General features: G+C 47.7%; 25 protein-coding genes. 10 read left to right on the forward strand and 15 right to left on the reverse strand.

Annotated elements, in window-relative coordinates; genetic code table 11:
- The first annotated feature begins 416 nt into the window (after positions 1-416).
- A complete protein-coding gene (locus BL107_RS11525) occupies positions 417-569 on the forward strand; it encodes a hypothetical protein (RefSeq protein ID WP_232193017.1) in 153 nt (50 codons plus the stop codon).
- 674 nt (positions 570-1243) lie between these two features.
- Here the strand turns inward: BL107_RS11525 and BL107_RS11530 are convergent.
- From BL107_RS11530 to BL107_RS13010, 4 genes are all read right to left on the reverse strand, one after another.
- Positions 1244-1672 (reverse strand): DUF3750 domain-containing protein, encoded by a 429-nt coding sequence (locus tag BL107_RS11530; protein WP_037988563.1) that lies wholly within the window; start codon positions 1670-1672, stop codon positions 1244-1246.
- A 270-nt stretch (positions 1673-1942) separates the two neighbouring features.
- Positions 1943-2143, reverse strand: coding sequence for a hypothetical protein (locus BL107_RS12790; protein ID WP_156779466.1), 201 nt, complete (start codon positions 2141-2143; stop codon positions 1943-1945).
- Between the two features lie 21 nt (positions 2144-2164).
- On the reverse strand, positions 2165-2392 hold the full coding sequence (locus BL107_RS11535; RefSeq protein WP_009790549.1) for a hypothetical protein: 228 nt from the start codon (positions 2390-2392) through the stop codon (positions 2165-2167).
- A gap of 61 nt (positions 2393-2453) precedes the next feature.
- Positions 2454-2618, reverse strand: a complete 165-nt coding sequence (locus BL107_RS13010) for a hypothetical protein (RefSeq protein ID WP_009790550.1) — start codon at positions 2616-2618, stop codon at positions 2454-2456.
- A gap of 1335 nt (positions 2619-3953) precedes the next feature.
- Between BL107_RS13010 and BL107_RS12795 the strand changes: the two genes are divergently transcribed.
- Entirely contained in the window at positions 3954-4112 is a 159-nt protein-coding gene (locus BL107_RS12795; RefSeq protein ID WP_156779467.1) for a hypothetical protein, read from the forward strand.
- 251 nt (positions 4113-4363) lie between these two features.
- On the opposite strand, the gene BL107_RS11545 is transcribed toward BL107_RS12795, so the two are convergent.
- Both BL107_RS11545 and BL107_RS11550 read right to left on the reverse strand, forming a co-directional pair.
- Positions 4364-5257 (reverse strand): LOG family protein, encoded by an 894-nt coding sequence (locus BL107_RS11545; RefSeq protein WP_009790551.1) that lies wholly within the window; start codon positions 5255-5257, stop codon positions 4364-4366.
- Positions 5258-5288: 31 nt separating this feature from the next.
- A complete protein-coding gene (locus BL107_RS11550; protein WP_009790552.1) occupies positions 5289-6680 on the reverse strand; it encodes a PhoH family protein in 1392 nt (463 codons plus the stop codon).
- A 497-nt stretch (positions 6681-7177) separates the two neighbouring features.
- Between BL107_RS11550 and BL107_RS11560 the strand changes: the two genes are divergently transcribed.
- Complete coding sequence (locus BL107_RS11560) at positions 7178-7792, forward strand: DUF3598 family protein (protein WP_009790553.1); 615 nt, start codon at positions 7178-7180, stop codon at positions 7790-7792.
- A gap of 388 nt (positions 7793-8180) precedes the next feature.
- On the opposite strand, the gene BL107_RS13180 is transcribed toward BL107_RS11560, so the two are convergent.
- Together BL107_RS13180 and BL107_RS11570 are read right to left on the reverse strand one after the other, a co-directional pair.
- Positions 8181-8324 (reverse strand): plastoquinol terminal oxidase, encoded by a 144-nt coding sequence (locus BL107_RS13180; protein ID WP_009790554.1) that lies wholly within the window; start codon positions 8322-8324, stop codon positions 8181-8183.
- A gap of 613 nt (positions 8325-8937) precedes the next feature.
- The gene (locus BL107_RS11570) at positions 8938-9132 is read right to left on the reverse strand and encodes a hypothetical protein (protein ID WP_009790555.1); all 195 of its coding nucleotides are present in this window, start codon (positions 9130-9132) and stop codon (positions 8938-8940) included.
- 276 nt (positions 9133-9408) lie between these two features.
- On the opposite strand from BL107_RS11570, the gene BL107_RS11575 reads away from it, so the two are divergent.
- Complete coding sequence (locus tag BL107_RS11575) at positions 9409-9693, forward strand: DUF427 domain-containing protein (RefSeq protein WP_009790556.1); 285 nt, start codon at positions 9409-9411, stop codon at positions 9691-9693.
- 194 nt (positions 9694-9887) lie between these two features.
- On the opposite strand, the gene BL107_RS11580 is transcribed toward BL107_RS11575, so the two are convergent.
- Positions 9888-10079, reverse strand: a complete 192-nt coding sequence (locus tag BL107_RS11580) for a hypothetical protein (protein ID WP_037988570.1) — start codon at positions 10077-10079, stop codon at positions 9888-9890.
- A 54-nt stretch (positions 10080-10133) separates the two neighbouring features.
- Here BL107_RS11580 and BL107_RS11585 point away from each other — a divergent pair, with 54 nt between their 5' ends.
- Positions 10134-10355, forward strand: coding sequence for a hypothetical protein (locus tag BL107_RS11585; protein ID WP_156779468.1), 222 nt, complete (start codon positions 10134-10136; stop codon positions 10353-10355).
- A 105-nt stretch (positions 10356-10460) separates the two neighbouring features.
- The gene (locus BL107_RS11590; protein WP_369791583.1) at positions 10461-11210 is read left to right on the forward strand and encodes a prohibitin family protein; all 750 of its coding nucleotides are present in this window, start codon (positions 10461-10463) and stop codon (positions 11208-11210) included.
- Positions 11211-12102: 892 nt separating this feature from the next.
- Here the strand turns inward: BL107_RS11590 and BL107_RS11595 are convergent.
- The 3 genes from BL107_RS11595 to BL107_RS13335 all read right to left on the reverse strand — a co-directional run bounded on the left by BL107_RS11595 (position 12103) and on the right by BL107_RS13335 (position 13572).
- A complete protein-coding gene (locus BL107_RS11595) occupies positions 12103-12414 on the reverse strand; it encodes a hypothetical protein (protein ID WP_009790559.1) in 312 nt (103 codons plus the stop codon).
- Positions 12415-12788: 374 nt separating this feature from the next.
- A complete protein-coding gene (locus BL107_RS11600) occupies positions 12789-13247 on the reverse strand; it encodes a cupin domain-containing protein (protein ID WP_009790560.1) in 459 nt (152 codons plus the stop codon).
- Between the two features lie 118 nt (positions 13248-13365).
- Positions 13366-13572, reverse strand: a complete 207-nt coding sequence (locus tag BL107_RS13335) for a hypothetical protein (RefSeq protein WP_369791573.1) — start codon at positions 13570-13572, stop codon at positions 13366-13368.
- A 420-nt stretch (positions 13573-13992) separates the two neighbouring features.
- Between BL107_RS13335 and BL107_RS12055 the strand changes: the two genes are divergently transcribed.
- Complete coding sequence (locus BL107_RS12055) at positions 13993-15132, forward strand: Peptidase, metallopeptidase (protein WP_009790562.1); 1140 nt, start codon at positions 13993-13995, stop codon at positions 15130-15132.
- A 256-nt stretch (positions 15133-15388) separates the two neighbouring features.
- On the forward strand, positions 15389-15634 hold the full coding sequence (locus tag BL107_RS11615; RefSeq protein WP_156779470.1) for a hypothetical protein: 246 nt from the start codon (positions 15389-15391) through the stop codon (positions 15632-15634).
- A 363-nt stretch (positions 15635-15997) separates the two neighbouring features.
- On the opposite strand, the gene BL107_RS11620 is transcribed toward BL107_RS11615, so the two are convergent.
- A complete protein-coding gene (locus BL107_RS11620; RefSeq protein ID WP_232193019.1) occupies positions 15998-17032 on the reverse strand; it encodes a tyrosine-type recombinase/integrase in 1035 nt (344 codons plus the stop codon).
- Between the two features lie 342 nt (positions 17033-17374).
- Here BL107_RS11620 and BL107_RS11625 point away from each other — a divergent pair, with 342 nt between their 5' ends.
- Positions 17375-18517: a class I SAM-dependent RNA methyltransferase gene (locus tag BL107_RS11625; protein ID WP_009790565.1), complete on the forward strand. Its 1143-nt coding sequence runs from the start codon at positions 17375-17377 to the stop codon at positions 18515-18517.
- A 7-nt stretch (positions 18518-18524) separates the two neighbouring features.
- Here BL107_RS11625 and BL107_RS11630 read toward each other — a convergent pair whose 3' ends face one another.
- The gene (locus BL107_RS11630) at positions 18525-18911 is read right to left on the reverse strand and encodes a phage holin family protein (protein ID WP_009790566.1); all 387 of its coding nucleotides are present in this window, start codon (positions 18909-18911) and stop codon (positions 18525-18527) included.
- Positions 18911-19333, reverse strand: coding sequence for a YqjD family protein (locus BL107_RS11635; RefSeq protein ID WP_009790567.1), 423 nt, complete (start codon positions 19331-19333; stop codon positions 18911-18913). Before BL107_RS11635 ends, BL107_RS11630 begins: the two co-directional genes overlap by 1 nt.
- A 62-nt stretch (positions 19334-19395) precedes the next feature.
- On the opposite strand from BL107_RS11635, the gene BL107_RS11640 reads away from it, so the two are divergent.
- Complete coding sequence (locus tag BL107_RS11640; protein ID WP_009790568.1) at positions 19396-19755, forward strand: hypothetical protein; 360 nt, start codon at positions 19396-19398, stop codon at positions 19753-19755.
- Positions 19756-19758 lie beyond the last annotated feature (3 nt).

Below are 19758 nucleotides of genomic sequence, written 5' to 3' on the forward strand. Positions count from 1 at the left end.
AATCTCAGCACGACATGTACTGGGATGAAAAGTGTGAAACCTCTCCAACAGCGCCTGGGTGCAAGGTTTACGAGAACTGACTGCTTCCTCGTTTCATTAGTTCTTACTTAGAGCAGATATGGGCGTCGACATGGCCAGAAACACCCTGTAAAGCCGCAACAAAGCGTCCTTTAAGGGGCGCTTTTTTCATGCCCTCCCATCCGTTGAGGGCCCGGCCAACACGGGTGCAGTGTCAGAGATGACGAGCAGAGGCAAAGTAGTGAGATGAAACGACTCCTCGTTCTGCTTCAGCGACTGACACGCGGACGTCAGAAACCCCCGCTCCATTCACCCGAGGAATTGGAATGCTTCAAACGTGATGCCCTTGAGAACAGGGGAAAGCACTACTGATGCAGGGAGCATTCGAGCTAGGGCTGGTGGCAATCCTTTTTGTAGGTCTTCAGGTTTGGTGGCTCAGCAAAGTTTTTTTGAATCGTCCGCGCCAGCCACGCCCCATGGGCAAGCCGATGCGGGCCAATTCACTTCAGAACAAGCGGAATGCCTTGGAGAAGCTGTTCGGGAAATCATGATCGCGACGATGCCATCAGCCGAACAAACCAAACGACAAGGGTGCTGGTTAGAACACCACAGACGCCTTGGTTGCAAACCAAATCACCATGCTTGCCATCGCGATCGTGCAACCAATCAAAGGAAGGGTGAGGGGGAGCTTCATGCGGAGACCTAACGGTTTCGCAGTATGAGGTTTATTTGCTCAGGAGAGGCAAAGGCTTCATGCCTCTTATCCCGAGATGGCTTGGACACTCCAAAGGGGATCTCCCACTGGCGTCTCCACGACGCCAAACAGCTGAAGCAGTACACAACACGCAAATATGATTGCCCAGACGAGGCTGAGTCGATGCCAGCATTTAGCTCAAGCGCTATATCTAGCGCCCAAAATTCGGCTCAAGAGCTACATCTAGCGCTTGCCGATAATTTCTTCCCAAGTGATTAATTCTGGTTGCTTTTTGGTTGGCTTGGAGGCATTAACTCGCGAAGCTGAGTCTCCACGCTCTGGAGTGAGTGATCTTCTGTTCATTGAAAAAAAGGTTATCGGTTCTCGCGCAGTGGTCCCTATATCGGGCGCTTTGGCGTGATCCATAACTAACACAACAACCCAACCAACGGTTGGCAAGGCTTGGTTGTGCTTCCCATGGAGATGAGTATTCAGGCAACGTCCTCAAAAGACCGCCATTGATCATGCTGGTTATCCAGCCATCTCTGACACAGGGAAGCCTCTTCCAATCGCTCGTCTTCCGAGTGTCATCTGATCTCGAACAACCCATTGCGCAAAGGTGTTGCTATTAGGACCGGGCCAGTATGCATATTGTTGAATAAATGGGTAATTGCATGGGGATGATTCAATTCTCCGCACGATGAATAAAGCCTCGTCATCCAACCATTGGCGCACTAATCGAGAGGATCCGTTGCCAACTCCTTGATAGGGAGGCAAAAGATTCTTATGAAGATGTCCCCAACATGAATCATTCTGATACGGGTATTGCCACACCTCCCAACGATCACAGGTGAGATAGGGTTGTACCTTGCAGTCTCGCAAAATAAGAAACCAATAGTGATCAGCGATAATCCCGGGAATACCAGGGATTGTTGCCGCTAGCAGCTCAACTTTGATCATTGTTGTTGGTGCAATCTGGCCCCATGAAGTAACCACGCCTCAAACACAATGTTTTATCCGTCTCAGATATCACCCCTGCAGTGATTATCGGAGCTCTTGAACCTCAAGCCAAGCATGACCAAATGCATCGGATGCATTCAGCGGTGAAACGCGACTAAGAAGTAGCTGGCCAGGCAGAGCAACCAACCTTTAGGTTTTCAAGCTGTTTAAACCGGGTTGGAAGCACTACAACTACACCAGCGGCATCCCGAGGCAATCCTTTGGCAGAACTTATGGAGATGTATCGGCGGGCGAATCAGGCTGAAACTGAGTATCAAGAATGGCTGGCGTGGCTGAAGCGTCAGGTCGGACAGGATCAAGGACACTCCAGTCAGCCCGACGAGACATCAGCGTCATAATTAAGACGTTGCCGTGGCTCAGCGCTTCATCAGGGTCCGAATCGAAAAGCTGTAGGAACTGACCATTAGGCACCTACGACTTAATAGATCGGAATCATGTTGCCTGCCCCCAGTTGAAGCCGAAGCGCTGACTGACTGCAGCATCCATTTCCTTGCGGACTTGAACCATGGCCTCACGAGCAAACGCCTTGTCATTCTCCTGAGCCGTGATGATCTGCTTGGTAAGAGAGCGAAGCTTTTCGATATCGCCACAAGCATCAATCTCACGAAATGCTGCTTCGAGGTGGAACCTCTGCTCTACTGATAAATGATGGTTGGTCATGAAAATGAAAGTAAATTAAACCCCGAACTGGATGTGGGGCTTTGCTTTAAAGACTGATCAATCAAGCCGTCGTAATACTGAATGGTGCCGCTGGATCACTTGTGGGCATCGGATCGGCTTGTCCTTCTGCTAAAGCTTTGGCACGGCGATACATTTCGCTGTTCGTTGCTCCCTTGGCTTCCATTGCTGCCGCAACAACAGCCCAATTCCGAATTTCAGTTGTCATCTTGCCCGTAAATTATCTACTCAATTAATCTCGCAACTGCTCATCGCCACTGCGAGGTAGAGAACCGTCAGGGAACCGAACAACAGAAGAAGGTGAGATTTGCTAGCAGAGGAAATAGGAGAAGATCTACACAACAGACTGCACTTCACTCAGATACCGAACATGATTCATGCCAACACTGCTTGAGTCTGCACCTGGACCAACTCTCAGATGATGAAGAGCGAGTCGACTCTTTATATTCCTCATCCCCTTACGCAGGGAATGAGGTGGGACTTCAGAAGCAAGGGCATAAATCAAAATTCGGACCTGGCTTGCAGAGAGGTTCAATCTCTCGAAATCCATGGTTGCCAGCGCTTTGGCCCCAGTGCCCACCGAGACCAGTGGGAAAGTTCAGCACCTCTCCTCCAAGTTAATTGCTACATCTTCAAGCCGGACTAAAGAATTGGCAATCGCATGGGCCAATGGTTGGCTCAGTTCATCAGGGCACAAGCAAAACCGACAAAGCTGGATCACAGACCCTTAGAAACACGCTTTAGCTACAAAACGTCGCAGGCATGCAGCAATAAAAATTGGTATCAGTTGAGACAGCTAAAAGTGAATCAATTGATACAACGTAAGAAGATCCGTTTCCTACCAAATTGAGATGAAAAAGGTCCAAGTTCAAATGTCTAACAAATGCCATGCCGTCCTCAAGGACTATGCGAATGCATGGGACATGACCATGTCAGAAGTGATGTATGAGGCAATCAGATCATATATTCATAAAGACTCTGAATTTTTTGAACATATCCATTCCCTACTGGCCTTTCGAGGAATACCAATAGATAAACGTACTGGCAAACAATGTTATGGCCATTTATGCTTTGCTTGTAAACACAGAACCGCATGCGGAACAGGCTTATACGTGGGGAGCTGGGAGATGAATAATGATGCTAAAAAATATATCGCCCTTCATCCTCCCAAAAGCACATCAAGCCTTTGACTTCAGCCTAAAGAATTAGTCCTTAAAGACACTACATAACTTAGCTCCAAGAATAAATCAACCGAGAATTCACTCTTTCTGCCAATTTAAAGCAACAATTAACGAGCAAAAAGTTGTATAATCACAATGCTTTATGGATAAAATTATCGAAATGCAAAATAGTGAGTACTCTTAATATATCCACAAGGAAGCAGCAGGCAAAGGCCAACAACTGCCAGCATCAGAACCGTCATTGCAATAATTCGTAGTTGTTTTTACAGCTATGCGCAAAAGGATTATCAATACCATCAACACACCTCAAAGCCACCGGCTAGTTCGAATTAAAATTAATCCATCAATCAGTCGCAATATCGATGTCGCTTTCTGTAGACAAATTCACAACCACAAGGAAAGCGAGTTTATTAGAGCAAGCTAAAGATGCAATTTCAGCTATAAAGAAGAAACAAACATCAATTTCTCCACAAGAAAGCGAAGCCACAAAACAATTACCACAGAACCAACAAATACGATAAAAAGAGAAACTTAGCATTCAAGAAAATAAAATTACACAGGACTTCGAGGAGGCGAAAACAGGATATTGCACTGAAAGAAAGATGACAATATTTGAAAGAGTCGAATATTGCATGCAACTATTTTATGCGCATTTATTTATTTAATTGATCGTCTTTTAGTACGCCAATAAAGCGATATACATCTATAACAACACTCCTATCAAGACAAGTCGAATCAAGACTGAGTTCTTCACTATTTTGTGCCTAGCAGGTCAAGTATTCTCAGGTGCATTATGAAATTCAGATGTGCCAGCCTGGATATGCATCCAAGCTTCTTCTGCTGAGTCGGCAAAGTGAAAGAGCTTGAGGTCGTTAAGGGAGATCAAGCCAGACTCAGCGAGAAAGTCGAAATCAATTAACCGCTCCCAGAACTCTCTCCCAAAAAGAACGATTGGCATTGGACTTTTTGTACCAACTTGCCTCAGAGTTAAAAGTTCAAATAATTCATCGAGAGTTCCATAACCACCCGGAAACAAAACTGCTCCAACAGATCGCATCACAAAATGAAATTTTCTAATCGAAAAATAATTAAATTGGAAGCATAGTTCAGGAGTAATATAAGAATTTGGATGTTGCTCAAAAGGCAACGAAATATTCAAACCGATGGATCGACAACCGGCCTCAAATGCACCTCGATTCGCAGCCTCCATAATCCCCGGGCCTCCACCAGTCACAATCACATGGGATGAACATCTTGCATGTTTATCTACCGTTGATTGACCATACTTAGAGGCTAAATATGCAAAATCTTTGGCCGCATTATAAAAGCGAGATAAACCTAAAAGGCCTTCGCAACTACGGACTCTCTGGTTAAGGCTTATCGATTCAGGATTTTGCTTTAATAACTGCTGAGCTTCAGCAAGCTGCTTCTTCGCATTGTCTGGATCAACAATTCGCGCCCCTCCAAAAACAATAATTGTGGATGTAATGCCAGCCAATTCAAGATGTTGCTCTGGCTTACTAATTTCAAGCAGCATTCTTACGCCACGCATTTCATCACTATTCAAAAGCTGTTGGTCTTCATGAGCTATTTGATAAGTAGGTGAGCGCATAATTGCCTCCAAATTAGACTTTGTAATATCTGAGTTTTTACTAAATTTGCTCATAAAACTCCAGCTAGTTTCGCCTACTAATAAATCAAAGCATGTTTGCTGCTAATTCGGCAAGTGGACTGCGTTCACCCTTGCTCAATGTAATATGTCCGACAATATTTTGACCTTTCAATTTTTCCGCGAGCCAAGTCAACCCATTGCTGTCCGAGTCGACATAGGGATTATCAATCTGATTTGGATCTCCCGTAAAGACTAATTTTGTTCCTTCTCCTGCTCTTGTGACGATTGTCTTGACCTCTAGTGGTGTAAGGTTTTGAGCCTCATCAACGAGTATGTATTGATGGGCTATTGATCTCCCTCTAATGTAATTAATAGCCTCTACTTCAATCAATCCCATTCCCTTCAAGTCTTCCCATGAATGAGTACTATTATTTCTCACATGCTTCTTGGATCGATCTCCTTGCTTGTCGATACCTGAACCAGTCAAGTAGTTCAGATTATCAATAATTGGCTTCATCCATGGCGCCAGCTTTTCTTCAAGGCTTCCAGGTAGATATCCAAGCTCTTTTCCGAGTGATATTGGTGGCCTTGTTACTAACAACTTATCATATAAATTTTCATCAGCAACGAGATGTAGCCCCACAGCTAATGCAAGAAGCGTTTTCCCTGTTCCCGCTTTACCAACAAGACTCACAAGTTGAACATTTGGATCGAGCAACAAATCCAAGGCAAAGCTTTGCTCAAGATTTTTCGACTTGATCCGACCAAGCCTTGCTCTCTTCAACCATTCTAAGCCTTTAATACTTTTTGTTTCTGCATGATATCTACCCAAATATGTGTGGCCTTTTTGGCCTTCGCCATTAAAGACAACTCCCTCATTTGCTCTTAATTTAGCCTCCAGTAGTTTTGGACTTGAATCAAGCGTTAACGACCCGGTGCTATTGAGACTATCAATGACTTCGTCATTTACATGAATCGTTCTAAATCCCCTGTATAGATCTTTAACATCAATTAAGTCGTTCGTGTAGCTTTCTGCCTTAAGGCCAACTGCATCTGCCTTAATTCTCAAATTTGTGTCTTTAGAAATTAGTACAACTTCATTTTCATCACCTAACATCCTTTTATTTTGTTCTTCCAGTGCTACAGCCAATATTTTATTATCGCCGCTATCCCCTTTTAATTCAGGTGGCAGGCGATCGGTCGTTTCTTTTCTACAAAATGCAACTTTTAACGTGCTTCCAATTCCATGATTAATGGAGACCCCATCGGCCAGATTCCCTTTCGCTCGGAAGGAATCCAACAACCTGGAAACACGCCTGGCGTTTCTACCCTTTTCGCCCGGATCCTTTTTAAATCGATCAACCTCTTCAATCACTTGAATTGGGATGATCACTTGGTCAGAGCCAAACCTCCTTGGTGATTCAGGATCATGGAGTAACACATTTGTGTCGAGGATAACGGTCTTTTTTTTGATCATAACGATCACCGAGTTCTCAAATAGTTTTCAATGATTTGGCGCTTCATCGATCACCTAGAAGCGCCATCAACTACCATTGCAGGGCCTAGCTCTCATAGATCTTGCAACCAGGTTTCGCAGGATTTTGATGACAAACTTTATCCCAATAGTTTTGAACTTTATGGGGCATAGGCTTAGAAACCGCGGAGGTGGTGGTTTTTTTATTGGGGAATTGGAAACACTTCATGAGATTCATCACAACCTCCTTTCCTTTCTTCTACTTTGACTCAGACAATTGATCTCGAGAGATGTGGTGATCCGAAGGCTTCGGTGCGGACTTCACACCCATCTGTTGCATAGCCATGGCGGCTGATCTCCGAGTCCCTTAGGGATCAACGAACCCTCAGAGCATGGCTGAAAAAGTAGAGTGCATGCAAACCATCAAGAAGGCCTAAGCCTCTTTCACAGCCGTTGGTGGAAACCGCCACGATTAGTGGCCGACCCACGTCCATCAGGCCATGCATGATCCCCGCACCGCCCTGTTACTGCACAACAAGGGGCTATGGCAGGGATGTTTTATGCGTCTCAACAGCAATGGCATCGAAGACGATCGATTTTTCACGTCGCTGGACGTGCAAGAAAAGGATGGTTTGATTGAAAGCTGCCTCACCTATAAGCGCACAGGACAACAGCGGTCGATGAACTTCGAGACCGTACCTTTCACCATGCAGGTGAACTCCTCGGGTGCGTGGTCACTGGGTCCCAGCTCTGTCACACCGTTTGGTTGGGTCGGAGAGCTGAGCGTTGTTTCTGGTGAAGAACGTCGGCGAATCGTTGCCCGCTATGGGCACCACGGTGTGGATCAGGTGGTGTTCATCATTGAGACCAAGAGTGGGGGCGAAGCCATCCCTCCCTCACAGCCGATTCAATGTGAAACAGTGCCCTGCGGAGACTGGCTGATTTGGCAGCCGGAACCTGGGGTGGAGGTGTTGCTTGATGCACGGGATCGACAAATGGGTAACTGCACGGCTTGTGGGTTGCGATGGCTGGACGCCAACGGACAACATCAACAGATCGTGCGGCGCTACGACAGCACAGGTCAGCTCGAATCCCTTTCAGACGTATGGCCATAAAACAATCACCTCCAAAAAAGACGTTGCCAAGATCTGGGCAAGCAACCTTTTTCACGACATTGATCTGATGATTCAAATCGATAGATCTAATGTTACACAAACATCAAGACTAAATAAATAAATAAACAAACTCTCAAGCCAGCTTAAATTTATCATAAATCAATGCTTTTCTCAGCAAAGGCTACACTCAGAATGCGATAGATTTGTGAGCATTTGCATGAACATGATCCGGCCCATCTTTCATGATGGCTTCGACAACTTCCCTCATTAAGGCAGGTTGACGATCAGCTCTCGGCCTCCACATGCTGTTCGACTTATTCCAATGACGAAGAGCAGTGGGTACGGCTGGTTGGTTCAACCACTCATTCGACTGCTCGATCAACATTCTTCAGTATGTCTTCAGTGCCTCAACCTCTACTGCTTCCCCCAGAAGAGCAGCAAGTTCATAGTCGATCAGGGTTGTGATAGCAAACACCCAGTAAATGATGACGGCGATATGACGCGCCAAAAAGCTGTCGCCCCAGTTTTTCAAGCCATTGAGATCTGTTGCAAAAATATCTTCAAGGGTTTGTTCATTTGTAACTTAATAGATTGCCAGCTTGAGTGTTTCACGAATACGACCTTTTGGATCAGGGTCGATGGTTTCTAAATAATGACCTCAAGCGAGGCTGGCCGTCATTCATTAGCCCTATACCAGACAATATTGAGAAGGCTTTCGCCAATTTCAACAATCTTGTGTGCAACTTCTGCCTTCCATGCCTGCATTTCCAATCAGATACCACAATTCTATATTTATTTCTAGATCCATAAAAGGACGTATTCTTGAAGTACTCCTTAAATTTTCAGGATCATTCAATTCCTAAGTTTCTTGCACGGCCATCAAAGCAAAATGCTTCATGAATCACCCGATGACAACAATAAAACTGAAAGGCGATCCACAAGGAAGCTAAGACTTGTCGTGAAACTCACGATCTGCCAATAGCCTTCACGAGTTAAGCTGGAGACGTCGTATGAAAAAATCCGACATAAAAAATCCAGTTGCAAAATCAATTACAACTGGACATTCAAGAAATGGACAAGAACACCAAACTTCAGTCTGGTTCAGCAATCCAGAAATTTTATAGAGAACACTCTATAAAATTTGATCAGCAATCAAACACCTTGCACATGGGTGAGCCAGGATGCGTATCGCAGATATCATCAAGCAACTTGTCTTTGTGACGGTTGGCTGGATTATCTAAACCACCATTCTCCTTCGGATCAAATTCATCGGGAGAATGCTTTTCGTTGGTGCTGTAGGGGACCTTGTACTTTTCGTACTTGTCTGTGATGTCTGTCATGACTAAATGTCTAACAAATTAACCCTATCGAGCAGTCACGAAAAAGTCGTTAAATGAATATGTTATTCAGATCTGATGGCATCAGCGATCACATTTTGACGTTGTGCGCCTGCAACGGTGAGGGTTTTAGCACTGAAGTGATATCCCTGCAGACCCTCAACGACGCTCCAAGTGCACCATCCAAACCTGCTGCGTCATGTACAGCACAACGTTGGATCGACGCATGAATGTGGTTCAGCTTCCTAACCTTGCGCCCAATACAACCAGGGCCAAGCCATGCAGGCGATTTTCAACGGAACTGTGCTGGCTGACAGCGATGACATCGTGATGGTGGATGGAAATCCTTATTTCCCTCGAGCTTCGATGGAGACTGATCTCTTTCGCGAGTCAGATCTCACAACGGTCTGTGGCTGGAAGGGCACGGCCCGCTACTGGGATGTGGTGGTTGGGGATCAAGTGATCAGCAACGTCGTATGGGCTTATGACACTCCCAAGCCCGACGCTGAGTCGATCCGTGAACGCTTTGCCTTCTACCGCGGCAAGGGGGTGGAGCTGCGATGACCCATTTCAAACGCTTGGATGCTGCATCGAGCTGGGCTTGAGGACGGTACAAATTCAAAAGTGTTCAATGCTGACTGCAACAAGGAATTTGTCCGAAGATCATGCATTGATGCGAAAACCTCTCTTCACGTTTTGCGCTTTCTTACTGGTCTCGGCGGGATCGGTTCGGGCTGCTGAACCGATCCGTCTTGTCGTTATTCCGTACGACGCCTCATGGGGATCTCGTCGTCTTCCGGTTGCTCCATTCCCACAGCTGCTACCCCCTCCACCACCAGAGATAAAACCGATAGTTGCCAACCAAATATCCGTTCCGCCACCCAGCAAAAAATGGTGCCGAGGCGGCTGCTGAGTTGATTAACACCAGTGTTTTTCCGTGCTGAGAGCAACGATCAGAGCTGGTATCTCATATGGGTCAAACTGGATCAATCCAGAGAGGACCGATGAAACATCTTCTGCTGATCACGCTGGCTCTGGGGGCACACGCACTCCTCGTCACCGCCAAGGGTGATGCCGCGTATGTATCTGAAAAAATCTTCAATGAAAAATTCGACAAGGCGCACGCCAAATGTGCCAATGTTGATCTAAGTTTTTCAAGTGAATTTCGCTGGTGCTTAAATCGAGAATTAGAAGATGTTTATATCGACAGTAGAGACATTCAGTAAAATGCTAAAAGTTTCCGTTTTCCAAGGCCATACCGTTTTGCGACGCTATCATTTTAAAAATTTCAATTTGAAATGAAATCTTTCCCAACCGGGCAAAGTCAGCAGATGTCGAAGAACTTGTTGGGAATAACTGGGCTGGCCGTAGGTGGGATTGTGATTCTTTCAAGTGTGTTTGTCGTTCCTGCTGGGCAGGTTGGTGTTGTTACGACCCTTGGAAAGGTCTCAAAAACACCAAGGCTTCCAGGGCTGAATATTAAACTGCCCTTTATTCAGAGCTCACACCTCTTCAGTGTAAGAACACAAGTCGTGCCTGAGAAATTCTCAACACTCACCAAGGATCTTCAGGTGATTGAGGCAACTGCAACGGTTAAATTCGCAGTCAAGCCCAACGAAGCTCCGCGCATTTACAGCACGATTTCTAGTAGTGATGCCAGTATTTATGGTCGCGTTATTCAGCCCTCGCTTCTGAAATCTCTGAAGTCAGTCTTCTCAAAGTATGAGCTCAACACAATTGCGACAGACTGGAACACAATCTCGACCTTAGTGGAAAAGAGTGTGGCAAAAGAGCTCAATAAATTCGACTATGTCGCGGTCAAGGGATTGGATCTTACAGGCCTTAAAATCGCGGAAGAATACCGATCAGCGATTGAGCAAAAACAAATTGCGGAACAACAATTGCTAAGAGCTAAAACTGAAGTGAAAATTGCGGAGCAAGAAGCCCTTAAATTTGAAACCCTCAATAGGGGATTAAATAATCAGGTTTTGTATAAGTTATTCCTGGATAAATGGGACGGCAAAACAAAAGTTGTTCCTGGTATTCAGGGTGGAACCCCACCAGTCATCGTTGGGAATTGACTATCGCCTGTACAACACATCAATGCCTTATCAGCACTGATAGGAAGACCTTAATCAGTTGACGCACCAAAATTTCTCTGCATGCCAAACAAACCTTGGTTCCAAGCCAACATCCACGCTCCCGGCACAGGCTTGGCGCTGTTGATGATTGCGTTCTGCATGTTGATTCAGACCATCCCTTCGGCGATCTGTGTCCTTACCCCGAGGGCTGGTTGGGATCCACCGTTGTCTCCGGAGAGAGTCAGGTATTGCAAGGGCGGCTGATTGGCAGACTCTTTTGACGTCTATTCGGAGAGTTATTGTTATCTGCAATACGAACTGATTGTGATGCAGTTCACAAACAAAACTAATTAAAACGACTTTAATGGGTTATTCGAAAATTTAGAGTGAAACTAAAATTTCACAACTTTTCTGGAGAATCGAAAGCACTTTTTATTTTTTTGATCTGTTGGTATTTACTAGCCCCAAGCCTTAAGTATCTAATGCTTGCAGGGTCTTATCAATCCCACTTTATGATCACGGTAGAGACAGCTCAGGCTTGGCACGAGCGCACATTCAACTAGGCAGCTTGAATGAAGCTTGACTGTCGAATAATCTTTATATGACGTCTCCTCAAGTCGTAATCAATATTGTGTCAATTTTCTTTAGGCTTACCCGGAGCTCGGAAGATGGTCTCGACAAGAACTTATGAGCCTTTGTTGATTATAAACAGACGGCAATTTTACATTTGGCAGTGACTATACTTTAGGTATTTGGACCAGGAATAGGGGGCATCAATCCCCTGCCGTCCGCGATAGTCAATTAAGATCGGCCTTACACAAAGAACTCTTATTTTCTTGGGTAAAAATTATTTGATCTTGCAAAATCAGCCAACAAGACCATAAAGAAATGGTTAACGATTTTTGTAAATTTCCATCTGTTCTGGGCAAACAGACAAGATATAACCCGTTAACTGAGAAGTAATTCTATTTCGTTCTGAGTCTGAAGGTTCTATCGGAATATCCTCGTACTTCATCGATGTTTGCTCTTCAAAAAGAGCAGCGATCTTATCTTCGTCTGCTGCGTAAAATTCGTTAACGCCCATCTTGCAGATGTTCTTTGCTGTCCATTGAGCAATAATTGATTGCTGTTCTCTGGTTGTACTGCTCAAGGCTCCTGGGCAATACGCCGATAAGATTAAAAGAACCATTAAAGCTCTCTTCATGCGATTCTATTCAAGGAACCTTAATTGTAATCCAAATAGAGAGAATTACGATTGCGAATTGTCTAAATACGTAGCATAGCCATAGTCCTGAGAAGGCTATTCAAGCGAACTACTATCAATAAATATAGGCTCAAGCTTCATATTGAGACAGTTGCGGATTTTTAAAAAATCCATGTCAACATTTGCACATTCTGCAAGCACCCTGTCAACCTTACTTTTGATTTTTTAAGACAAGCCAACTGGATTAGCCTTGGCAGGGGGATGTATCAGATTAGATCCGATACTTACCACAATTATTAGATATAACTTATTTATCGACATGCCATGGCTTTACATGTACTACTTATATGGTCATCACGGACCTTACGTCAAGTTCATTCGTCAATGAACTCTGTTGTGGGTACTCCTTCGACAGAAGCAACTGTCACCCAAACAATTGTTGGTTCGTTGCCGACATTTTCAACGTAATGAGGCTCATTGGCGCCTTCAACAAATGCCTCACCCGGCTTGAAAATAGTTTTGATTTCAGTCCCGTCAGGCTGTAGGCGAGTGTTGAGTAAAGAACCCGACCTCACGCCTTGCACGTAAACCATCATTGGGGCGGCGTGAGTATGCATGGGAATCTTGCCCCCAGCAGGAATTTCAACTCTGTAAAGGCGCAACTCTGGTTTGCCCGCTGGATATTTAAGAGCAGTTCCGTTCAGAGTCTCAGAGCTTTTAAATACCTCTTGGATTGAAGGCTTGGTTGAAGTGGGCGACGTCTCGCCCTTTTGATTAGGACTACATGCTGCCAATGTCAGGGCAATGGTGCCGAATGCAAGAAGGCGCTTCATCCAAATAAAGAGGCTGGATGCATTCTGGCTGAAACGATCGAAATAACCATTAATCCGGTTAATTCGATGACACCAAAATGCTGTAATGCACAACACATCGATTCCTTAAAGACGTGGGTTACAAATAAAAAGTCAGGTGAAGATTACACGCCTCACTTGGCAACGGGAACGTAGTCCGCGCTGCGTTCCCGTTTGGTATGGGCTTGTTCAGCCAAGTCGTAACGAACTGGTGTCTTGGGTTTGCCGCCACATAGTGAGCCGTCGTGGACGTATTGGCATGACCAAGAGATCCAGCCAAAACGAACACATCACACCCACACCTCATGACATGTGTGGCGTGGGTATGCCTCTAATAGTGCGGATGCAGATGAAAACCAGCCGGTCTGCCCCACTTGCGGCAAACATCGCCCCCGAGAAGCTTCAGATTCTCACCACCTAAGAGAACCAACTTAAGAGAGAGATATAGGCCGCCACCCTGCCCCACCCTTGGATTGGTAGCGAAAAAGGCAGTGCCACTAGCCATGAGGATCGCCGCTTCTATCACTTTCTGGATCATGGTCAGCTTTCACTTGATGATTAGATTCTGGGCTGCCGCACAGCAGTGACAGCCCAAAACAGGGGCCTCTAAAGATTTCTTGCAGAATCCCTAAGAATCCCTGATAAAAGATGTATTAAAAGTCTCGATAACTTAAAAAGGGTTCAGGCGAGACAACACCATGAGATTTGTATTTCTGCTATTTGTGCAATGACTTTAGCTGGGACACTAATTAATTCAACTTGGACACCTTACGCTCAAAACATTATTAATAGGGGTACAAATAACGAGCAAGTTTACTACTATATCTCAGATTCAAGCACACTCATTCCAGGCTATATTGACTGGGCTCAAAATTACATCAAGCAAGTCGATGCCATTATTGACCTAGACTTCATTGAAACAGGCAATATCAACAACTCAACAATTAGTTTTCATGTTAGAAATCATATTCCGTCAGATGAAAATATTCTTGGAAGGTGCTCTCTAAAAGGCACATGGATTGAAGCAGATACATACCTAAGCAATAGGGCGACAACAAACAGCAATTACAATACTTTCATTCACGAGTTCGGTCACGCCCTTGGATTAGGAGAGCCAGGTTATGACACGCGTTGGGACCAAGATGACACATCAATGTCGTACAATTCAAGCGATATTACTGGTGATTTTAATATAACTTATACCTCAAATGATTGGGACGCCTTATTAAGCATATGGGGTAGCGAGGACCATGCTAAATCTGGAGATTCAGCCGCTAATTTGCTTTTTGGGCAACGGGGTGACACTCCCTCCGAATCTATCTATGGGCTTGATGGAAGTGATCTTATATTTGGATTTGGCGGAAAAGATTCTTTAATTGGAGGCAACGGAAGCGATACTATTTATGGGGGTTACGGAGGAGACATTCTTGACGGTGGAAATCAAGATGATGAAATTTATGGGAGCCATGGAAGTGATTATATTCTTGGAAGGGCTGGCTCCGATAATGTTTTTGCAGGACAGGGTGCAGATACGATATTCGGTGGATCTGGCGCAGATTTCATAAGAGGAGGTGGAGGTCCAAATAATATCGACGCAGGAGAAAATGATGGACAGCAAGATCATATTTATATTTATACTGACGTTGAAACAAATGGCCGACCAAACGACGGTAGTTTCATGGATCTTGTCGAAAATATAGAGGAAAATGATAGGATATACATCTTAGGCAATGAGATAATCGACAATCTTGGCTTCGTAGATAATGGCAATTTTGTAGATATCTACCATAACAATTCGATCGAAGCGCGGCTGTTAAATACCGATCTAAATTCCAGCCAAGTCGAGGAAATGACATCATTTTTCTAACAAATTTTCGATATTAAGCCAGAATTTTTGCGAAGCAAGTCGCACAAAAACTAAACACTAACTCTCCACTATATGCATCAGAAAACGCCTGCGACATTAAACATTTCCTCGACCTGCATAACGAATCAGGATCTAAACCCAAATCAGTGATGACATCTTGAATTAGTTCTCATGTGAGGTGAAACCACTCGGTGCGTGTTGTTGACCGACGCCAGTTGTCCACAACATCCAGAACTGGTGCTGGATCGATGTGATCATGGATTTTTCTAATGACTGCGGTGCTGTTGAAGGAAACTCACACACGGCTATGAACCAAAAAGTGCTCATCACCTCAGTGACTCCAGGAATCTCAACAAGCCAAATGCCCAGCCTCACCAAAGTCCTTGGCGAGAGTCACCTCAGTTCTTTTGTCTTGGAGCGGTGGGCGCAACGCCATATCCAAAAGCGTTATGCGGTAGCTCCTGTCTGCCCTCCCGAGGACGACCTGAAAGAACAGGATTGATTACTTTGCCTGCAGGCATCGACAGGTAGAACCCGGGGTCTGGGCTGCCAACTCCGATGCTGTCCATCCCTAACTGGCACTGTGCCGATTCCCTGCGTTAAGTGCATAAAGTGAGAAAAAAACTTACAGGGTGAAAACAAGGTCACACTCCCACTGAGTTTTCGGAACCCCTGCATTTGGAGGGGGTTTTGTTTTTAAGAATGAATTGAATGCAAATCGTTGATTTTATACATTAAAATACAAACTCGGGGCTGCACCCGTGAGCACAAAAAAGAGGGGGCATGTGTGAACTGTCCCCTCTTTTAATGTCCAGAGTTAATTGTTAACGACTTTACGCAACTGTAGTTACGTCAGAACGGGCCATCAACCCAATTTGAGAGATGAACTCTCACCAGGCTCAGCAAGAACGTAGTGAGATGTGGTTCCCGTCGAGCTGCGGCCGAGCGTTGCCGAAAGGGTAAAAACATCAACCCCGCGTCTAATCGCAAAAGTGGCATGTGTATGGCGGCATCTGTGCGGTGTGAGCCGGACATTTACCTCCCGTCCCCACATAGCCATGCGAGCGGCCACCGCCTGACGGGTCAATGGGCCATTCCTTTTATTACTTGGAAAAAGCCAGTCACCAGGCTCGCCGCGGCCCAACGACTCGAACAACTCCAGCGTTTCAGTACTGACGCGGATGGTGCGGGGCTTGCTCCCCTTACCCAGAAGACGAACGTTGCCGCCTTCATCCAGCGGCTCAATGTCCTCCCACCGCAGACGGCACAGCTCCGATACACGGCACCCGAGCAAATACGACCCACGGACCATGACGTAGTCCCGCGCTGCGATGGCTGACCCCTTTACCTTTGCGGCACTGATGACCCCAAGAACTGATGTCAGATCAGACTCAGCCAGCGGTTTGGCCAGCTTTGGTGCCGACATTCCTGTTCTTCGGGGGATTGGGTTGCGCGGCACTCCTGACACAGCTGATCTCGTAAGTTCCGACGCCCATCGGTAGAGGGCGCTCACCGCACTGACCCGCCGATTGAACGAGCGGGGTTTCAAGCTGCCAATGGCAACTTGTTCCCGCAGAAGGGACACCCAGTCATCCACCAGAGCGGGATCGAGTTCCCTCAGGTGTAGGTGTGGGTGGTTCCGATCGCGCCAGCGGACGAAGTGCCGCAGCTCTCGGCGGTAGCCGTCTTGGGTCTCTTTCGACCCCGTGCGGGAGCACTGCTTCAGGAATCGCTTCAGGAGGAGCTTGTCCCCCCAGAGCACGGCACCGACCTGAGCGGCATCGAACATGCGGCTGACGTAAGCCAAAGCCTCTGCCTTGTCCAGCCCTGCCAGCACCGGAGGGAGAGTGGCATCGTTTATCGCATCACCGCGATTTAGAGGAAGTGGCGTAACGCCCACTTCTCTTGCGGTGGAATAGTTTGAGGGGCCTTCCAGCCCCAACGAGTCATTTGGGTGATAAGGCTGACCTCACCCCATCTCCCTTAAAAGGGTCAGGCAGCAACAGGGGCTGCTTGACGGGAGAAACGTACGATGTTGTTCGCAGTTACGAGATTTGCTCTAACCGAGCAGGCTTCAGTCACCCTCCTTATGTCCCGTCGAAACCATTGCAGCCCCAAGAGGGGGGATGAATGGAGCTGAGCGGAATCGAACCGCTGTCCGAAACACTGGTGTGAATCACCTAGTCCGGCAAACCGGACCCTGTCATTCTGACAGCATTGGTCATCTGGAGCACAACACACCGTGGGTCGTGAGAACCGGCTGTCGGCGGTAGCAGTGCTTCCCCAGGGCCTCGAAGCCGCTGGCTGCGACGAACTCTCCAAACTCGGTGCCCATGAGGTGCGCCCACTGCGGCGTGCTGCCGAATTTCAAGCCTCCATGGCTTGCCTGTATCGCCTCCACCTCCAAGCTCGACTGCCTTTTCGGCTGCTTCGGGAGATGGCCAGCTTTCCTTGCCAAGGGCGGGACGATCTCTATGACGGCATCCGTCGCGCCCTCAATTGGGAGCGTTGGCTGCACCCTTCGATGAGCTTTCGCGTCGATGTCACCGGGTCAGCCCCTGGGCTGAATCACAGCCATTACTCGGCCTTACAGGTAAAAAATGCTCTCGTGGATCAGCAACGAGACATTTGGGGGGAACGCTCCTCCATCGATTTGGAGGCACCTGATCTTTCCCTGCACCTCCATCTCAACCGCGAAACAGCAGTGTTGAGCTTGGATGGCAGCGGTGGAAGCCTGCACCGTCGGGGCTATCGGGCCGCCATGGGCGTAGCGCCCCTGAAGGAAAACCTCGCCGCTGGACTGATCCAACTCAGCGGCTGGGACGGCTCCGTTCCGCTTGTTGATCCCTGCTGCGGCTCCGGTATTTTGCTGATCGAAGCCGCCCTCATGGCCCTTCAACAAGCACCGGGTCTCGGTCGCAACTTTGGCTTAGAGGGTTGGGCAGATTTTCAATCCGAACTCTGGCAAGAGGAGTGCGAGAGAGCTCAACAACGCCGCCGCCGAAACCTCAACTTGCCTCCCTTATTAGGAATCGAACAGGATCCACTGGTGGCCGAACAAGCTCGCGTCAATATTGCTGCCGCTGGCTTGGAGGGGGTGATTGAGATCCGCGATGGATCGTTCACAGAGCACCACTTACCGGCAGGTCCTGGCGTTTTGGTGTGCAACCCCCCCTATGGACAACGCATTGGTGAAGAGGAAGAACTCGACCACCTCTACAGCGCCCTGGGTGGATTTGTTCGAGAGCGAGCGTCGGGCTGGCAACTCTGGTTGCTCAGTGGCAATCCCAAGTTGACGGGGGGGCTGCGCATGAAAGCCTCAAGGCGCATCCCGGTCAGCAATGGTGGGATCGATTGCCGCTGGTTGCACTACGCCATTCGCTAGCAAGCGATCAAGCCCGACCGATCAGCGCCCGCACTGTTTTCATCACACCCTCCAGCGTTTGCGGCAGGAACGGCCCCTTCAGCACCTGTCCGCCGATCCGCAAGCTGATTCCCGCAAACAGCAAATTACCCACGGCCAAGGCGATCAGCGCCTGACTCAAATCGAGGCTCCAGCGCTGCTGAATCCAAAGCAACAAGGCACCTTCGCCAGCCAGCAGGGCCAGCAGCATGGCGGTGCCACCCATCGCCAAAAACAAGCCGCCGCTGATCAGACGCCGCTTCTCGCGATCCACTTCTTGGAGAGCGATCCGCACATGCAGATCCATCACCGATGCGGCCAAGGCGGTGACCCGACCCGCAGCACCGAAACCCCGTGGAGATTGTGATTCAGCCATCAGGAGTGACGACCCCCACGAAGCATGGCGCCAACCAACACGCCTACACCGAGGGCGACGCCAACGGCCAATAGGGGTCGTTGGCGAACGGGGCGTTCAATCCTCGGTCGAAGCGTGCTGTTGAGCTCATCCAAGAGTTGCTCTAACTGCTCCTCAAGCGGATCAAGGGTGTCGGCCAAATGCTTGCTGCGATCTCCGGCGCTATGCATCAATTCCTCCAGTTGCTCCCGCGCTCCTTGGGGAGTGAGGCCCGTATTCCGCTCGATCAAACGCACCAGCTCCTCAACGCTGCCACGGGTTGCTTCGAGGGTGTGATGGGCCAACTCAGGCCATCGCTTCTGAATGGTGGGCAGCAAGCTCTCGAAACGGTCGCGGAAGTGGTGCTCGAAGTTGCCGTTGGGCTGCGGCGAGGTCGAGTCCATAAAAAACGCCGATGAACAGGAATGCCTAGAGACTAGGGAGCCTGCAGCGTCTAGGAAACTCCATGCCTCGCTACGCCTTGTTGCGGCATACGGGAGCCCCTGACGATCCGAGTGGCTGTCATTTCGATCTGTTATTGGAAAACGGAGCGAACTGCCGCACATGGCGATTGGCTGAGATCCCGATTGTCAACGCTGCAGAACAAGACGCCATCCCGTTAACTGCCCATCGTTTGATTTGGCTGGAGCCCCGCAGTGCTGCAGTCTCAGGAGGACGGGGGTGGGCCGAACGCATTCGCGCGGGTCGATATCAAGGCAGCCTGCCCACCGACGCGAACGAGCCTGTGGAGATCACCTTCATGGATGGCGATCTCAGCGGACACCTCAAAATCGTCCAAGGTCGTTGCCGGCTCTCCAAGCCTTGAGAT

Origin of the sequence: Synechococcus sp. BL107 (genome assembly GCF_000153805.1) — a bacterium.
In the GTDB taxonomy this organism is placed as follows: domain Bacteria; phylum Cyanobacteriota; class Cyanobacteriia; order PCC-6307; family Cyanobiaceae; genus Parasynechococcus.

Coding starts and splice junctions, on each gene's coding strand:
- BL107_RS11530 (WP_037988563.1), bottom strand. CDS start 1,672: ATGATCAAAGTTGAGCTGCTAGCGGCAACAATCCCTGGTATTCCCGGG.
- BL107_RS11535 (WP_009790549.1), bottom strand. CDS start 2,392: ATGACCAACCATCATTTATCAGTAGAGCAGAGGTTCCACCTCGAAGCA.
- BL107_RS13010 (WP_009790550.1), bottom strand. CDS start 2,618: ATGACAACTGAAATTCGGAATTGGGCTGTTGTTGCGGCAGCAATGGAA.
- BL107_RS12795 (WP_156779467.1), top strand. CDS start 3,954: ATGTCGCTTTCTGTAGACAAATTCACAACCACAAGGAAAGCGAGTTTA.
- BL107_RS11545 (WP_009790551.1), bottom strand. CDS start 5,257: ATGAGCAAATTTAGTAAAAACTCAGATATTACAAAGTCTAATTTGGAG.
- BL107_RS11550 (WP_009790552.1), bottom strand. CDS start 6,680: ATGATCAAAAAAAAGACCGTTATCCTCGACACAAATGTGTTACTCCAT.
- BL107_RS11560 (WP_009790553.1), top strand. CDS start 7,178: ATGCATGATCCCCGCACCGCCCTGTTACTGCACAACAAGGGGCTATGG.
- BL107_RS11570 (WP_009790555.1), bottom strand. CDS start 9,132: ATGACAGACATCACAGACAAGTACGAAAAGTACAAGGTCCCCTACAGC.
- BL107_RS11575 (WP_009790556.1), top strand. CDS start 9,409: ATGCAGGCGATTTTCAACGGAACTGTGCTGGCTGACAGCGATGACATC.
- BL107_RS11585 (WP_156779468.1), top strand. CDS start 10,134: ATGAAACATCTTCTGCTGATCACGCTGGCTCTGGGGGCACACGCACTC.
- BL107_RS11590 (WP_369791583.1), top strand. CDS start 10,461: ATGTCGAAGAACTTGTTGGGAATAACTGGGCTGGCCGTAGGTGGGATT.
- BL107_RS11595 (WP_009790559.1), bottom strand. CDS start 12,414: ATGAAGAGAGCTTTAATGGTTCTTTTAATCTTATCGGCGTATTGCCCA.
- BL107_RS11600 (WP_009790560.1), bottom strand. CDS start 13,247: ATGAAGCGCCTTCTTGCATTCGGCACCATTGCCCTGACATTGGCAGCA.
- BL107_RS13335 (WP_369791573.1), bottom strand. CDS start 13,572: ATGAGGTGTGGGTGTGATGTGTTCGTTTTGGCTGGATCTCTTGGTCAT.
- BL107_RS12055 (WP_009790562.1), top strand. CDS start 13,993: ATGACTTTAGCTGGGACACTAATTAATTCAACTTGGACACCTTACGCT.
- BL107_RS11615 (WP_156779470.1), top strand. CDS start 15,389: ATGGATTTTTCTAATGACTGCGGTGCTGTTGAAGGAAACTCACACACG.
- BL107_RS11630 (WP_009790566.1), bottom strand. CDS start 18,911: ATGGCTGAATCACAATCTCCACGGGGTTTCGGTGCTGCGGGTCGGGTC.
- BL107_RS11635 (WP_009790567.1), bottom strand. CDS start 19,333: ATGGACTCGACCTCGCCGCAGCCCAACGGCAACTTCGAGCACCACTTC.
- BL107_RS11640 (WP_009790568.1), top strand. CDS start 19,396: ATGCCTCGCTACGCCTTGTTGCGGCATACGGGAGCCCCTGACGATCCG.